This window comes from Nocardiopsis sp. FIRDI 009, assembly GCF_003386285.1.
Classification (GTDB): domain Bacteria; phylum Actinomycetota; class Actinomycetes; order Streptosporangiales; family Streptosporangiaceae; genus Nocardiopsis.
Window position 1 is genome coordinate 100,896 of sequence record NZ_QPNC01000018.1, and the last position, 13,613, is coordinate 114,508.

General features: G+C 74.1%; 14 protein-coding genes. 9 read left to right on the top strand and 5 right to left on the bottom strand.

Annotation, left to right across the window (positions count from 1 at the left end; all coding sequences use genetic code 11):
* The first annotated feature begins 399 nt into the window (after nucleotides 1–399).
* The 7 genes from DVR05_RS15750 to DVR05_RS15780 all read left to right on the top strand — a co-directional run bounded on the left by DVR05_RS15750 (nucleotide 400) and on the right by DVR05_RS15780 (nucleotide 8,761).
* Nucleotides 400–1,035 carry a class I SAM-dependent methyltransferase gene (locus DVR05_RS15750; protein WP_116246646.1) on the top strand — a complete coding sequence of 212 codons (636 nt, stop codon included), beginning with the start codon at nucleotides 400–402 and terminating at the stop codon, nucleotides 1,033–1,035.
* Nucleotides 1,036–1,131: 96 nt separating this feature from the next.
* Complete coding sequence (locus tag DVR05_RS15755; protein ID WP_116246647.1) at nucleotides 1,132–1,932, top strand: cyclopropane-fatty-acyl-phospholipid synthase family protein; 801 nt, start codon at nucleotides 1,132–1,134, stop codon at nucleotides 1,930–1,932.
* A 136-nt stretch (nucleotides 1,933–2,068) separates the two neighbouring features.
* Nucleotides 2,069–3,553: an ABC transporter substrate-binding protein gene (locus DVR05_RS15760; RefSeq protein WP_116246648.1), complete on the top strand. Its 1,485-nt coding sequence runs from the start codon at nucleotides 2,069–2,071 to the stop codon at nucleotides 3,551–3,553.
* 373 nt (nucleotides 3,554–3,926) lie between these two features.
* The gene (locus tag DVR05_RS15765; RefSeq protein WP_232832163.1) at nucleotides 3,927–5,489 is read left to right on the top strand and encodes an ABC transporter permease subunit; all 1,563 of its coding nucleotides are present in this window, start codon (nucleotides 3,927–3,929) and stop codon (nucleotides 5,487–5,489) included.
* The gene (locus DVR05_RS15770) at nucleotides 5,486–6,511 is read left to right on the top strand and encodes an ABC transporter ATP-binding protein (RefSeq protein WP_116246649.1); all 1,026 of its coding nucleotides are present in this window, start codon (nucleotides 5,486–5,488) and stop codon (nucleotides 6,509–6,511) included. Before DVR05_RS15765 ends, DVR05_RS15770 begins: the two co-directional genes overlap by 4 nt.
* A 97-nt stretch (nucleotides 6,512–6,608) precedes the next feature.
* A complete protein-coding gene (locus DVR05_RS15775; protein ID WP_116246650.1) occupies nucleotides 6,609–7,433 on the top strand; it encodes an ATP-binding cassette domain-containing protein in 825 nt (274 codons plus the stop codon).
* Nucleotides 7,430–8,761, top strand: coding sequence for an MFS transporter (locus DVR05_RS15780; protein ID WP_232832164.1), 1,332 nt, complete (start codon nucleotides 7,430–7,432; stop codon nucleotides 8,759–8,761). The genes DVR05_RS15775 and DVR05_RS15780 overlap by 4 nt, the downstream gene beginning before the upstream one ends.
* A gap of 45 nt (nucleotides 8,762–8,806) precedes the next feature.
* On the opposite strand, the gene dhaL is transcribed toward DVR05_RS15780, so the two are convergent.
* The 4 genes from dhaL to DVR05_RS15800 all read right to left on the bottom strand — a co-directional run bounded on the left by dhaL (nucleotide 8,807) and on the right by DVR05_RS15800 (nucleotide 11,697).
* Nucleotides 8,807–9,451 (bottom strand): dihydroxyacetone kinase subunit DhaL, encoded by a 645-nt coding sequence (gene dhaL, locus DVR05_RS15785; protein WP_116246651.1) that lies wholly within the window; start codon nucleotides 9,449–9,451, stop codon nucleotides 8,807–8,809.
* A 29-nt stretch (nucleotides 9,452–9,480) separates the two neighbouring features.
* Entirely contained in the window at nucleotides 9,481–10,479 is a 999-nt protein-coding gene (locus tag DVR05_RS15790; RefSeq protein ID WP_116246652.1) for a dihydroxyacetone kinase subunit DhaK, read from the bottom strand.
* 121 nt (nucleotides 10,480–10,600) lie between these two features.
* Entirely contained in the window at nucleotides 10,601–10,843 is a 243-nt protein-coding gene (locus DVR05_RS15795) for a DUF397 domain-containing protein (RefSeq protein WP_116246653.1), read from the bottom strand.
* A complete protein-coding gene (locus DVR05_RS15800) occupies nucleotides 10,840–11,697 on the bottom strand; it encodes a helix-turn-helix transcriptional regulator (RefSeq protein ID WP_116246654.1) in 858 nt (285 codons plus the stop codon). Before DVR05_RS15800 ends, DVR05_RS15795 begins: the two co-directional genes overlap by 4 nt.
* Nucleotides 11,698–11,909: 212 nt before the next feature.
* On the opposite strand from DVR05_RS15800, the gene DVR05_RS15805 reads away from it, so the two are divergent.
* Both DVR05_RS15805 and DVR05_RS15810 read left to right on the top strand, forming a co-directional pair.
* Entirely contained in the window at nucleotides 11,910–12,470 is a 561-nt protein-coding gene (locus tag DVR05_RS15805) for an ATP-binding protein (protein WP_116246655.1), read from the top strand.
* 101 nt (nucleotides 12,471–12,571) lie between these two features.
* Nucleotides 12,572–12,919 carry a hypothetical protein gene (locus DVR05_RS15810; RefSeq protein WP_116246656.1) on the top strand — a complete coding sequence of 116 codons (348 nt, stop codon included), beginning with the start codon at nucleotides 12,572–12,574 and terminating at the stop codon, nucleotides 12,917–12,919.
* 140 nt (nucleotides 12,920–13,059) lie between these two features.
* On the opposite strand, the gene DVR05_RS15815 is transcribed toward DVR05_RS15810, so the two are convergent.
* Nucleotides 13,060–13,416 (bottom strand): hypothetical protein, encoded by a 357-nt coding sequence (locus DVR05_RS15815; protein ID WP_116246657.1) that lies wholly within the window; start codon nucleotides 13,414–13,416, stop codon nucleotides 13,060–13,062.
* Nucleotides 13,417–13,613: the final 197 nt, after the last annotated feature.

The window sequence follows — 13,613 nt, forward strand, 5'->3', positions numbered from 1 at the left end:
TTCCACACGACGGAACCCTTCGTGTCCGGGCCGTCTCCCCGCAGGGAGGCGGCCCGCCGTCGTGATGGCCGCCCCCGGTGCGGACGTCAGAGGCCGGGGCCGCCCCAGTCCCCGGTGAGCAGAGGGAACACCGGGCACGGGTCGGCGACCACGGGCTTCCACACGGGTGCGGGCGGTGGTGCGGGCATGGGGCTCCCCGGGGCGGCGGCACGACTCGGGGAGGACGCACGGGACCCGCCGGGCGCTGGCTCCCACACGCGGCGCGGTCCCCCGACGCGCCATCCTCCGCCCGCCCCGGGACGCGGCCGTGCGCGGCAGCCCCCCGTGCTCGGTTGCGGGTTCGTGAAGGAACGCGTCGACCTGTGGTTTTCCTGAGCGACCTGTGTTCTGGTGAGGAACATGAGGGATGACCGGATCCGACATCCGCTCTTCGCCCGCTTCTACACCTGGGTGGCCGGAGCGATGGACGACGCCGGTCTGGTCGACCACCGCCGGGCGCTGCTGGCCGGGCTGCGCGGCCGGGTCCTGGAGGTCGGCGCGGGCCACGGGCCCAACTTCCCCCACTACCCGCGCACCGTCGACCACGTCACCGCTCTGGAACCCGAACCCCACCTGCGCCACACCGCCCGGGGGAGGGTCACGGCCGCGCCCGTCCCGGTCACCGTCGTCGACGGGCGAGCCGAACGGCTCCCGTTCGAGGCGGCCCGGTTCGACGCCGTCGTCGTGGCGCTCGTCCTGTGCTCGGTCGCCGACCAGGGCGCCGCGCTGGAGGAGATCCACCGCGTCCTGGCCCCGGGGGGCCGGTTGCGCTTCCTCGAACACGTGCGCGCCGACACCGCCCGGATGCGCCGCACCCAGCGGCTCATCGACGCGACCCTGGGCCCGCGCCTGCTCGGCGGCTGCCACTGCGCGCGGGACACGCTCACCTCGATCGAGCGCGCCGGTTTCACCCTGACCGTCCTCGACGCCTTCCTCTTCCCCGAGGCCCGCACCCCGCACTCCTTCCACGTACGCGGTGAGGCGAAAAGACGCTGAGGACCCGTGCGCCGGGCGGATAGGGTCGTCCCCCGAAACCTCCGTCGGGCCGCCACCGACGACCGGCGGCCCGACGACCGCAGTCGAAGGGAAGCCGTGACCGACTCCAGTGCCGCCGACGCCGCCGAGCCCACCCCTGATGAACTCCGGGCGGCCTTCTTCGCCCTGCACGCCGACCTGCCCCGCCAGGGCCCGGGCTCGGACGCGACCACCCGCCGGATGCTCGACCTGGCCGGGCCGCTGCCCGAGCGGCCCCGCGTCCTGGACGTCGGCTGCGGTCCGGGCCGGTCGGCGCTGCTGCTGGCGGCCGAGGCCGGTGCGCGTGTGACGGCGATCGACGTCCACCAGCCGTTCCTGGACGCCCTCACCGCGGCCGCGGCCGAGCGCGGTCTCGCCGACCGCGTCACGGCGGAGAACCGCTCGATGGACGACCTGCCCTGGCCGGACGGGACCTTCGACGTCGTCTGGGCCGAGGGGTCGGCGTTCGTCATGGGGTTCGAGCGCGCCCTGCGCTCGTGGCGTCGGCTGCTGGCCCCCGGCGGGGTGCTCGTGGTCACCGACTGCGAGTGGACCACGGACACGCCCTCGCCCGAGGCCCGAGCGTTCTGGGACGCCGCCTACCCGTTGCGCACCCGGGAGGAGAACACCGCCGTCGCCCGCGAGGCCGGGTACCGGGTCCGGGCCGCCCGCCTCCAGCCCGACTCCGACTGGTGGCCGGAGTACTACGAGCCGCTGGAGGCCCGGGCCGAGGCGGCCGACACCTCCGTTCCGGGGATGGCCGAGGCCGTGGCGGGCGCCCGCGCCGAGATCGCGCTCCGGCGCGACCACGGCGGCGAGTACGGCTACACGGCGTTCGTGCTGCGGCCGGAGGGGGAGCCCACGGCCACCGGGGACTGAACGGCGGGGCGGATATGACCTGTGCCTCGATCTGCCCAGGCATGTCGTGGGAATGAAAACGGTTGTCATATGCTGTGGGTCGCGCTCCGCACCCCGGAGCGCGACCCCTCCCGCTCATCCCCTGGAAGAAGCTCCCGTGCACGTCACCAGACCCCTGACCGGCGCCTGCCTGACCCTGGCCTCCGCACTGACCCTCACCGGCTGCTTCCCGTCCGGCGAGCCGACCGCCGCCACCGACGACCGCCTCTCGGTCGCGATGATGCAGCCGCCCCGATCGGCGCTGTCCCCGCTGAGCGACGACGCCTTCAAACTCTCCCGCTGGAGCACCGCCGAGACCCTCGTCGTCCTCGACGAGAACGGCGACCCCCAGCCCGCCCTGGCCACCGAGTGGACCCGGACCGACATCGCCACCTGGGAGTTCACCATCCGCGACGGGGTCGTCTTCCACGACGGCACCGATCTGACCGCAGCCGTGGCCGCCCACGCCCTGGACCACGCCGCCCACGCCTCACCCAAGCCCCGCATCCTCGACGGCGTCGACCTGACCGTCACGGCCGAGGGCGACACCGTCACCGTCACCACCGCCGAGGAGGACCCGCTCGTCCCGCACCGGCTCTCCTCCCCGCAGCTGTCGATCCTGGCCGAGAGCGCCTACCACGGCGGCACGGTGGACCCCGTCGGCACCGGCACCGGCCCCTTCGAACTGGTCGAGGTCGACGGCACCACCTCCGCCCGCCTGGACCGGTTCGACGGCTACTGGGGGGACCCCGCCCAGGTCGCCGGAATCGACGTCACCTTCGTCCCCGACGGCACCGCCCGGGCCGCCGCCCTGCGCACCGGCGAGGCCGACATCGTCGAGGCCGTGCCCGTCTCCCAGGCCGCCCTGCTGGAGCAGGACCTGCTGACCGAGGTGCCGATGCCGCGCACCAACACCCTCTACCTCAACGCCGACCGCGGGCCCCTGGCCGACCCGGGACTGCGCGCCGCCGTGCGCGACGCCGTCGACCGCCAGGCCCTGGTGGAGGGCGTCTACGAGGGCCGCGCCGACGTCGCCGAGGGCCTGCTCGGCCCGGCCATCCCCTGGTCCGCCGACCGGCCCGAGCGCACCGACCCCACCGAGGCCGACGACCCCGACGGCGCCGGGATCACCCTGGCCACCTACACCGACCGGGCCGAACAGCCCGAACTCGTCACCGTCCTGGAACAGCAGCTGGAGGACGCCGGGTTCGAGGTGGAGCAGGTCGTCCGCGAGTACGCCAACATCGAACAGGACATGCTGGCCGGGGAGTTCGACGCGTTCGTCCTCTCCCGCGCGACCGTCCTCGACTCCGGTGACCCCCTCGCCTACATGGCCAGCGACTTCTCCTGCGACGGCTCGTTCAACATCGCGCAGCTGTGCGACGAGCGGATCGACGCCCTCCTCGCCCAGGCCGAGCCGCTGACCTCCGGTGAGGACCGCCGCGCCGCGATCCTGGCCGCCGAGGCGGCGATCCTGGCCACCGACACCGCCATCCCGCTGCTGCACGAGCGCGTCATCCAGGGTGACGCCGCCCGCGTCGTGGACTCGGCCAAGGACCCGCGCGAGCGCCTGCTCGTCACGCCCCGGACCCGGCTGGACTGATGGACACGACCACATCCGCCACGCCGGGGGAGGCCGCGGACTCCTCTCCGCACGGGGCCGACGACGGCGGCGCACGGCATGGGTTCGACGGCCCGGGGGACGGTGCCATCCGCCCCACCGGCACCACCGGCACCGGCCGGTCGCGCTACCTCACCCGGCTCGGACCGCCGCTCATCCGCCTCGGCGCGCTGGCCGCCATCACGGTCGTCGTCGGTCTCTCCTGCCGTGGCTGTCCGACCGCGACCCCGCCCTGGCACTCCTGCGCGCGCGGTCGGCCGAGCAGGAGCCCACCGCCGAGGCCCTCGACGCCATCCGGGAGGAGTACGGCCTGTCCGACGGACCGCCGGTCCTGCTCGCCCGCTGGTTCTCCGGCGTGCTCCGGGGCGACCTGGGCACCTCCTGGGTGTCCGACGCGCCCGTCCTGCCGTCGGTGCTGTCGGCCACCGGGGTGTCGCTGACCCTGATGGCCTGCGCCCTGGCCGTCGCCCTGACCGTGGCCGCCGCCCTGTGCGCCCCCGCCCTGCTCCGGGGAGCGCGCGGCACCTGTGGTCCGGCCCGGTCCGGTGGCGGAGCGGTCGCCGCCGCACTGACCGCGCTCCCGGAGTTCCTCCTGGCCATCGTGCTCATGGTGGTGCTGTCGGTCTGGTGGGGTTGGCTGCCGCCCTACGGCTGGGCGGGGCCGGAGAACCTCGTCCTGCCCGCCCTGGCGCTCGGACTCCCGGCGGGCGGCCTGCTGGGTCGTCTCGTCGACGACGCCCTGCCCGCGGTCCTGAACGAGCTCTGGGTGGCGCTGTGGTCGGCCTCGGGGTGCTCACCGGCCCGGATCGCGGGCGCGGCCCTGCGCCGCGCGATCCCGGCACTCGTCCCCCAGTTCGGCCTGGTCGCGGTCGGCCTCACCGGCGGAGCCGTGGCCGTCGAGACCATCTTCACCGTCCCCGGGATCGGCCGCACCGCCCTGGGCGCCGCCCGCTCCCAGGACCTGCCGCTGCTCCAGGGCGCGGTGCTGGCCCTGGTCCTGCTCGGCGTCCTGGCCGGGCTCCTCGCCCAGGCCGCCCACCGCCGCCTGCTCGGCCCGGGCCTGGCCGACGCCGCCCTCTCCCTGGCCCCGCCGCCCACCGCCCCCGCCGGGCCGCTGCGCCGGGCGGTCCCCGCCGTGTGCGCGGCGGTCCTGCTCGCCGTGACGGTGTGGGGGCTGACCCGCGACCCGCTGACCGTGGACGCCGTCGAACGGCTCGCCGCCCCGTCCTGGCCCCACCCCCTGGGCACCGACGCGGTCGGCCGCGACGTGCTGGCCCGGCTCGGCCACGGCGCCGCCGCCACCGTCGGCATCGCCGCGCTGGTGTGCCTGGTGAGCCTGGTGATCGCCCTGGTCCTCGGGTTCCGCCCGGCCCTGGCGTCCGGCGCCGCCGAGATGACCAACGCCCTGCCCCCGGTCATCGCCGGAATCCTCGTCGTCGCCGTCACCGGCCCCGGCGTGTTCGGGGCCTGCGCGGCGATCGTCCTCGTGTCGTGGCCCCCACTGGCCTCGCACGCCGCCGCGCTGGTCCAGGAGACCCGAGCGGCCGCCTACCTGACCGCCCAGCGCGCCATCGGCGCCCCGCCCCGCTGGATCCTGCTCCGGCACGTGCTGCCCGCCGTCACCGGACCCGTCACCCGCCACGCGGTGCTGCGGCTGCCCGGAATCGCGCTGGCGCTCGCCTCGCTCGGCTTCCTCGGGCTCGGCGCCCAGCCGCCGTCGCCCGAGTGGGGGCTGAGCCTGTCGGAGTCCCTGCCCTACGTCGAACGCGCGCCGCTGGCCTCCCTCGCCCCCGCCGGGATGCTCCTGCTGCTCGCCGCGTTCGCCGTGTCCCTGTCCACCCTGCCCACGGCGGCCCGGCCCCGGAACGGACGCCGGTTCCGGCCCGCCGCCGCCACGCGCCGAGGAGCACGACGATGAGCGAACGACCCGTGCTGTCCGTGCGCGACCTGCGCGTCACCCTGGACGGCGGCGGCCCGCGCCAGAACCGGGGGCTACCCGCCGTGCGCGGCCTGTCCTTCGACGTCCTGCCCGGCGAGGCGCTCGCCCTCATCGGGGAGTCGGGGGCGGGCAAGTCCCTCACCACCCGCGCGATCCTGGGCCTGGCACCGCACGGCGCGACCGTCACCGGCAGCGTCCGCGTCGGCGGCCGGGAGGCGGTCGGCGCCGCCCCCTCGACCCTGCGCGCCTTGCGCGGACGGCGGATGTCGCTCATCCCGCAGGACGCCCTGTCCGCGCTCAGCCCCGTGCACACCGTGGGCGCCCAGCTCGCGCACGCGCTGCGCTCGGTGCGCCGCCTGTCCCGCGCGCGGGCGTGGGAGCTGGCGGTGGCCGCCCTGGACCGGGTGGGCGTCCCCGACGCCGCCCGCCGCGCCCGCGCCTACCCGCACGAGTTCTCCGGCGGCATGCGCCAGCGCGCCGTCATCGCGATGGTCACCGTCAACGAGCCCGACGTGGTGTTCGCCGACGAGCCGACCACCGCCCTGGACCCCCGTGCCCAGACCCGGGTGCTGGACCTGCTCGACGACCTGCGCGCCGCCACCGGCACCGCCCTCGTCCTGGTCACCCACGATCTGGCCTCCGTCTCCGGGCACGCCGACCGCGTCGTGGTGCTCTACGCCGGACGGCACGTGGAGTCGGGTCCGGTGGAGGGGGTGTTCGCCGCGCCGCGCGCCCCCTACACCGCCGGTCTGCTCGCGTCGGTGCCGCCACCGGAGTCGAAGGACCGCCGTCTGCCCGCGATCGGCGGCGCGCCCCCCTCTCCCCGGGACCTGCCCGACGGCTGCGCGTTCGCCCCCCGCTGCCCGCTCGCCGCGGACCCCTGCCACACCGACCTGCCCGAGCCCCACCCCACCGGCGACGACGGCCACCTGGTCTCCTGCCACCGCTGGCGGGACCTGCCCGACCCCGCCCACCGCCTGTTCACCGCCGGGTCCCCGTGATCCGCCCGACCGACGCGACGACCGACCCGCGCGAGACCCGACCGGTGGGCGGCGCGACCGCCCGCCCCGCCCGCCGGCCGGCACGAGGAAGGACACCATGACCGACCCCGCCCCGCCGCTGCTGCGCGTCCGCGACCTCGTCGTGCGCTACCCGGCCCGCACCCGCCGGGCCGAGCCCGTACCCGCGGTCGACGGCGTCTCCTTCGACCTGTACGCGGGGGAGACGCTCGCCCTGGTGGGGGAGTCGGGGTGCGGCAAGTCCAGCACCGCCGCGGCCGTGCTCGGCCTGCGCCGCCCCGACGGGGGGTCGGTGTGCTTCGAGGGCCGGGAGCTGACCGGGATGGACGAGCGCGACCTGCGACCGCTGCGCCCCGCCCTCCAACCGGTCTTCCAGGACCCCTACGGCTCCCTCAGCCCCCGCCTGCGGGTACGCGACGCCGTCGCCGAACCCCTGCGCGTCCAGGGCCGGTGGGACCGCGCGACCGGCCCCGACCGGGTCGCCGAACTCCTGGACCGGGTGGGCCTGGACCCCGAGCACGGCGACCGGCTGCCGCACGAGCTGTCCGGCGGCCAGGCACAGCGGGTCGGGATCGCCCGGGCGCTGGCCAGCCAGCCGCGCCTGATGGTCCTCGACGAACCGGTCTCGGCGCTGGACTCCTCGGTCCGCGCCGGGGTGCTCAACCTGCTCACCGACCTGCAGGGCGAGCTCGGCGTCGGCTACCTGTTCATCTGCCACGACCTGGCGCTCGTCCGCCACCTGGCGCACCGCGTCGCGGTGATGCACGGCGGCCGGATCGTGGAGACCGGCCCCGCGCGCCGCGTGTGCGCCGAACCCGAGCACCCCCACACGCGCGAACTCGTGGCCGCGATGCCCTCGATCGCCCCCGCGACCGCCGCCACCCCCGCCCCGAGCGCGCCGTGACCCGGACCGCCCCGGCCCCCGGCCCCCGGACACGCCCCTTCGACACCGTCGGGGACCTGCGCGCGGTCGGACCGGTCACCCGCCTGCTCATCGGATCGCAGCTGGCGTTCAACGTCGGGTTCTTCGCCGTCCTGCCCTACCTGGCCGCCCACCTCACCGGCGCGATCGGCCTCGCCGGGTGGCTGGTCGGCCTGGTCCTGGGACTGCGGACGTTCAGCCAGCAGGGGCTGTTCGTCGTCGGCGGGGCGCTCACCGACCGGTTCGGGGCGCGCCCGGTCGTCCTGGTCGGCTGCGTGCTGCGCGTGGCCGGTTTCGCCTGGCTGGCGTTCGCCCGCGACACCGGGCCGGTCATCGCGTCCGTGCTGCTCATCGGGTTCGCCGCCGCTCTGTTCTCCCCGGCGGTCGAGACCGAGGTCGCCCGCCGGGCCGTGCGCCACGAACGGGCCACCGGCACACCGCGCACCCGTGTGCTCGGCCTGTTCTCCGTCGCCGGTCAGGCGGGCACGCTGATCGGTCCGCCGCTGGGCACGCTGCTGCTGTTCACCGGTTTCCCGACCGCCTGCCTCGTCGGCGCGGGCGTGTTCGCCCTGGTCCTGGCCGCGCACCTGCGCTGGATGCCGCGCCACGCGCCCGGCGCGCCCGGTGTCCCCGACGGCCGGAACCGTCCACGTCCGGGGGAGGGGGCGCGAGCCCTGCTCGGCCACCGCCGGTTCCTGCTGCTGTGCCTGGCCCACAGCGGCTACCTGCTGGCCTACAACCAGCTCTACCTGGCCCTGCCCAGCGAACTCGAACGCGCGACCGGCACGCAGACCGCCCTGGGCTGGCTGCTGGCGTGGGCGTCGCTGCTCTACATCGCCGCCCAGTTGCCCGTGCTGCGCTGGGTCGGTGGCCGCCTCTCCCACCGCGCGACCGTCCGCTGGGGGCTGGCGCTGCTCGCGGCCGGGTTCGCCGCCGTGCCCGCGCTCGCGTCGACCACCGTGCTCGACGGCCTGGCGCCCTCGGTCGTGCTCGTCACCGCGCTCACCCTCGGACAGGTCCTCATCGTGCCGACCGTGCGCGCCTGGCTGCCCGACCTGGTCGACGGCGCCCGGCTCGGCCTGTTCACCGGGGCGATGTCGTCACTGTCGGGACTGGTGGTGCTCCTGGGGAGCGTGCCGGTCGGAGCGCTCCTGGACCTCGGCGACCCGGCGGTCTGGATCGTCCTGGCCGCCGTCCCCCTGCTCGGGATCGCCTGCGTTCCGCGCACGGCTTCGGGGACGCCGGAGACCGGTGTCCGCGTGTCCTCCGGACCCGGAAGGACCGGGTCTCCACGCCCGACACACCGATGACAGGGGCCGGGCCGCACGACGGCGCGCCCCGGCCCCGAAGGCGCGTCAGCTGCTCGCGCCCGCCACGGCGTCGAGCGCGGCACGGTAGAACAGGCCGATCGTGACCGCGCCCGGGTCCGGCACGCCCAGGGCCGCCTCGCCCACGTAGCTCGTCCGGCCCTTGCGGCCCAGGATCTGGCTGGTGTCCTCCGCGCCCCGCTCGGCGGCCTCCGCCGCCGCCCGCAGGCCCGCCTCCAGCGAGTCGGCCTCCTGCTCCGACCGCTGCAGGGCCTCGGTCGCGGGGGCGATCGCGTCGACCATCGTGCGGTCGCCGACCTTGGCCGACCCCAGCCGGGTGATGGTGGCCCAGCCCTTCTGGCTGGCCTCGGCCACCGCTCCCAGGGTCAGGAAGTCCACCTGCGCCCCCACCTTGGCGAAGTCGCGGAACCACATGCCGAACAGCGGGCCGCTCGTGCCGCCGCTGTGGGACAGGAAGGTATCGCTGAGCACCTGGAACGGCGCTCCCGGGCTACTCGGGTGGTCGGGCAGGTCGGCCAGGGCGCGGCGCAGGCCGGTGGTCATGTTGACGCCGAAGTCGCCGTCGCCGCTGCGCCGGTCCATCTCGGTCAGCCGGTCGCCCGCGTCCTCCACCGCGGCCGCGAAGCCGCGGACCCAGCGGTCGGCGAGTACGGGGCTGAGCTGGTCGGCCATCTCGGTTCTCCTCCTGCGGTCTCGGTGGTCTACCAGGTCAGCGCGGGCGTGGTCACGGGGGCGTCCCACAGGTCGAGGATCTCGTCGTCGGCGCGCACCAGCGTCACCGAGCAGCCCGCCATGTCCAGGGAGGTGACGTAGGAGCCGACCAGCGAGCGCGCGGTCCCGATTCCGGCCGCCTCCAGCACGCGCCGGACCTCGCCGAACACCCCGTACAGCTCCAGGTCGTGCGTGCTGCCCAGGCCGTTGACGATCACGATGACCCGCTCGCCCCGGGTCAGGCCCAGCGCCTCGATCACCGGCGCGGTCATCTGGGGGACGATCTCACCCGTGGGACCGAACGCGCGGCGCTCGCGGGCCCGCTCGCCGTGGATGCCCACGCCGAACTCGACCTCGTCGGCGGGCAGCTCGAAGGAGGGTTCGGACTGGCCGGGGTGGGCTCCGGCGGCCAGGGCCACCGACAGCGTGCGGCTGCCCGCCACCACCCGGCGCCCGAGCTTGGCGAGTTCGTCCAGGTCCGCGCCGCGTTCGGCCGCCGCCCCGCACACCTTCTCGACCGCCACGACGGCGGCCGTGCCGCGCCGTCCCGGGGCGTCGGGGTCGTCGGTGTCGGTGGCCAGGTCGTCATCGACCAGCACGAACTCGGTCCGCACGCCCTCGTCGGCCAGCAGCTCACCGGCGATGCGGAAGTTGAGGACGTCGCCGGTGTAGTTCTTGACCACGTGCAGGACACCCCGGCCGCTGTCGGCGGCCAGCGAGGCGGCCTTGATCTGCATGGCGGTGGGGGAGGCGAAGACCGCGCCGGGCACCGCCGCGTCGAGCATGCCCTCGCCCACGAAGCCGACGTGGAGGGGTTCGTGGCCGGAGCCGCCGCCGGAGACGAGCGCGACCTTGTCCCGGGCGGGGGCGGCGCGGACGACGTAGCTGGGTTCCGGGCTCCAGCTGACGTGGTGCGGCCACGCCGCCGCGAAGCCCGCCAGGGCCTCGGGCACCACGTCCTCGGGAGAGTTGATGAACTGTCGGCGCATGCGCTGCCCCCGTCAAGTAGCCCCTGTGTTGGCTGGCGTGGCACATCCAACCACGGCGGACCCCGACGGAGCCAGAGCCGCGCGGGAAGAGGCCCCGCCGCGATCGGCGGGGCGCGGGGGGTCAGAGTTTGGCAGTGGTGAGGAAGGCGTCCCACTCGGCGGCGGGGAAGGGGAGGTGGCCCTTGGCCGGGTGCTTGGAGTCCCGGACGGCCGCGCCGCAGGGGAGGGAGCCGACCTCCACGCAGTTCTGTCCCTGGCCGCTGTAGCTGCTCTTGCGGAAGTTCGCAGGGATCTGGGCCACTTCAACACACTCCTGGTCCTGAGCGCTGTAGCTGCTCTTTCGAAACTCAAGCTTACTGATCATGACCGGCCTTCTAGGGAGCGCAGAACGTCATCGATGAACTCCAACGACAGCGCTGTGGATAGTGCCACGCCCTGTACGTTGCTGAATGCCACGTTATAGCGCTCCAGATCTTCCGGTAGTTCGAGGTACAGGCCGTCTGCGGCCGTGCTCACGTAGATGATCGGTTGGTCCCGAGGCTCAGGGAAATCAAGGATGGTGAAGGCACCGCCGAGTGCCAGATGCGCCCCAGCCTCGTAGGGCAGCACCTGGATGTCGATGTGATGGCGGATGGCCATGTTCTTGAGGTGCACAAGCTGCCCGCGCATCACCTCGGGGCCGCCGATGACGCGACGGAGAACACCTTCATCCAGAACCGCGATCAGGTGTGGAGGCTTGATCCGGTTGAAAATCCTTCGGCGCTCCATACGGGCCTCAACGCGACGTATGACCTCGGCTTCGTCTATGGCTCGCCCCGCTCGGAAGACCGCCGCCGCGTACTCCGGTGTCTGTAGAAGTCCGGGGATCGTCTGCGCCTCGAACCTGCGGATCATGGAGGCTTCGGCCTCCCAGTCGGGGAGTGCCTGGTCTCCGAAGATGTCCTTGTACTTCGACCACCAGCCACGCTGCTTGGATTGCTGGGCGAGTTCGTGCATGCCCTCACGTGTGGCGGGGTCGACCTTGTAGAGGTCCGCCAGGGAATCGAGGTCGGCTTTCCGGAGTCTGCGCGCTTCGGCGGTCTCCATCCGGCCGAGCGTCGAGCGCGGCACCTTGGACTGCTTGGCCGCCTGTTCCAACGTGAGATCCGCCTTCTCACGGAGGCTGCGCAGGACGTGGGCGAGCCGCCGCCGTCGGATGTTGGGACTCTGCTGATCCATGGGGGCACCTTACATCCTGTTCATGGGAATCCCATGAAATCTCTTGACTTGTGGGATTCCCATTACACGCTTGTCGTAGCGGGATGACTACGGGGTGCCACTCCGTGCTGAACGCTACTGCGCGCCCGTCCTCCATGTCCCGGCAACCGGGAAACCTCCACGGGCCCGCGCGAACCGTTGCCCACTCCCACACGCCAAGGAGCCTGTTCGCCATGCGCTCTCTCGCGCCGCCGCCCGCCCTGCCCGAGGTGACCGTCCCGCTCATGGAGCTGGTCCACCCCTACTACCGGCACTACTTCACCGGCAGCCCCGACGACGCCCACTACCGCGTCCGCCGCTACGACTTCGGCCCCTCGCCGCTGTACCTGCCCCTGGTCCGCGCCTACCTGGGCACCCTCTCCGCCCACCGCGACGACGAGTACCGCCACCTGTTCACCCTGCTCGGCTCGGAACTCGCCGCCAACGCCCTCACGCACACCCGCTCCGGCCTGCCCGGCGGCACCTACTCGCTCCTGGCCCAGCGCCACCGCGACGGCATCACCCTCACCTGCCGGGACGAGGGCAGGCCCACCGACCGCGTCCTCGGCCACCGCGAGCGCGAGTACCTCGCCCCGGACCCCGGCGGCCTGGACCCCTCCGCCGAGGCCGGGCGCGGCCTGGCCATGATCGACGCCCTGTCCACCCGCTGGGGCGACAACGGCCAGCCGAGCCACCGCCAGGTGTGGTGCCACCTCGCCTACGACTTCGCCGACAGCGCCTGGCCCGGGCTCTGATTCGCACCCCGGAAACCAGAAGGGCTCAGAAGAGCGTTGCCGCGCTCTTCTGAGCCACACGAACCGATCCCAACCAACGCAATCGAGTAAGGAAGGATTCGATGACGCATCGTATCCCCTCCCCGCGCCCGTCCAGCGATCCGCTCCACCATGCCAGCCCACCGCTGCCCCGACGACCCCCGCTGATCGGCCCCTCCTGCCCGTCCTACGCACACCCGTCCTGCCGTCGCCGCCGCGCCGAGCGCTCGCCCCGCCTGGGCGGCCACCGCGCCGAGTTCGCCCCCGAGCACGCGCTCGCCGCCGCCGTCCAGGACCGCCACCCGCACCTGATCATCTGGTACGGAGAGGAAACGGGCTCGTACTGGGTGGCCTCCTCCTCCGGCCTGGCCGAGGTCCCCGACGCAGCAACCCTGACCCGCCTCCTGACTCCCGCCCCGGCACGCCGCTGATTCGCCTGACCGTCCCGCCCCGGCGCGCTGTCTCCGGGGCGGGCACTCGTGTGGTCACGTGGTCCGCCAGCGTCGGAAACCGGCGTGGAGCACCTCGTCCGCCCCGGCGGTCCAGGGCAGGACCTTACCGTCTCCAGCCCTCAGAACAGGAGGAAACTCCTGCCTTCGGAGGGCCAGTCGGCGTCGTTCCCACCGTCGAACGTGACCGGCATGACCTTCTCGACAGCGGTCGCGGACCCGGCCCCGCACGGCCGGTCCATGATGACCACCAGGGCGTCGCTGTTGTTGAGGACGCGCAACGTCCCCTCGGGCGCGTCGTGGCAGCCTCCCCTCTCCAGATCGGTGAACAGGTGTACCTGGATGACGCCGTCCTGGCGTCCGAAGAGCGTGACGCCGCCTTCGACGGACCTGGCGTGGGCCGGTGCGGCGGCGGACAGCGCCAACCCGAAGGCGGCCAGGGTCGCGGCGACGGCGGTGGGAACGCGAACCACGTTCATCCCTTTCCGTGATCATGTAATGGCACAGCGTGCTGGGTGCGGCCTATGCGTACCACGAACACGGCGACGACACACCGTGCGACCACCGCGCTCGGCGGTCCGCCGCAGGGTCGGGGCTCCGCGCACTCCTCCGGTTCCGGCTCCACCGGGTAGCCGGATTCCACGCCCTCCCCGGAACCGGTGGAGGTCGGCACCGC

What these genes read in the sequence shown, in the direction of transcription:
- DVR05_RS15775 (WP_116246650.1), top strand. Translation starts at nt 6,609, where the DNA reads ATGACCGACCCCGCCCCGCCGCTGCTGCGCGTCCGCGACCTCGTCGTG.
- DVR05_RS15750 (WP_116246646.1), top strand. Translation starts at nt 400, where the DNA reads ATGAGGGATGACCGGATCCGACATCCGCTCTTCGCCCGCTTCTACACC.
- DVR05_RS15790 (WP_116246652.1), bottom strand. Translation starts at nt 10,479, where the DNA reads ATGCGCCGACAGTTCATCAACTCTCCCGAGGACGTGGTGCCCGAGGCC.
- DVR05_RS15810 (WP_116246656.1), top strand. Translation starts at nt 12,572, where the DNA reads ATGACGCATCGTATCCCCTCCCCGCGCCCGTCCAGCGATCCGCTCCAC.
- DVR05_RS15795 (WP_116246653.1), bottom strand. Translation starts at nt 10,843, where the DNA reads ATGATCAGTAAGCTTGAGTTTCGAAAGAGCAGCTACAGCGCTCAGGAC.
- DVR05_RS15800 (WP_116246654.1), bottom strand. Translation starts at nt 11,697, where the DNA reads ATGGATCAGCAGAGTCCCAACATCCGACGGCGGCGGCTCGCCCACGTC.
- DVR05_RS15815 (WP_116246657.1), bottom strand. Translation starts at nt 13,416, where the DNA reads ATGAACGTGGTTCGCGTTCCCACCGCCGTCGCCGCGACCCTGGCCGCC.
- DVR05_RS15770 (WP_116246649.1), top strand. Translation starts at nt 5,486, where the DNA reads ATGAGCGAACGACCCGTGCTGTCCGTGCGCGACCTGCGCGTCACCCTG.
- dhaL (WP_116246651.1), bottom strand. Translation starts at nt 9,451, where the DNA reads ATGGCCGACCAGCTCAGCCCCGTACTCGCCGACCGCTGGGTCCGCGGC.
- DVR05_RS15805 (WP_116246655.1), top strand. Translation starts at nt 11,910, where the DNA reads ATGCGCTCTCTCGCGCCGCCGCCCGCCCTGCCCGAGGTGACCGTCCCG.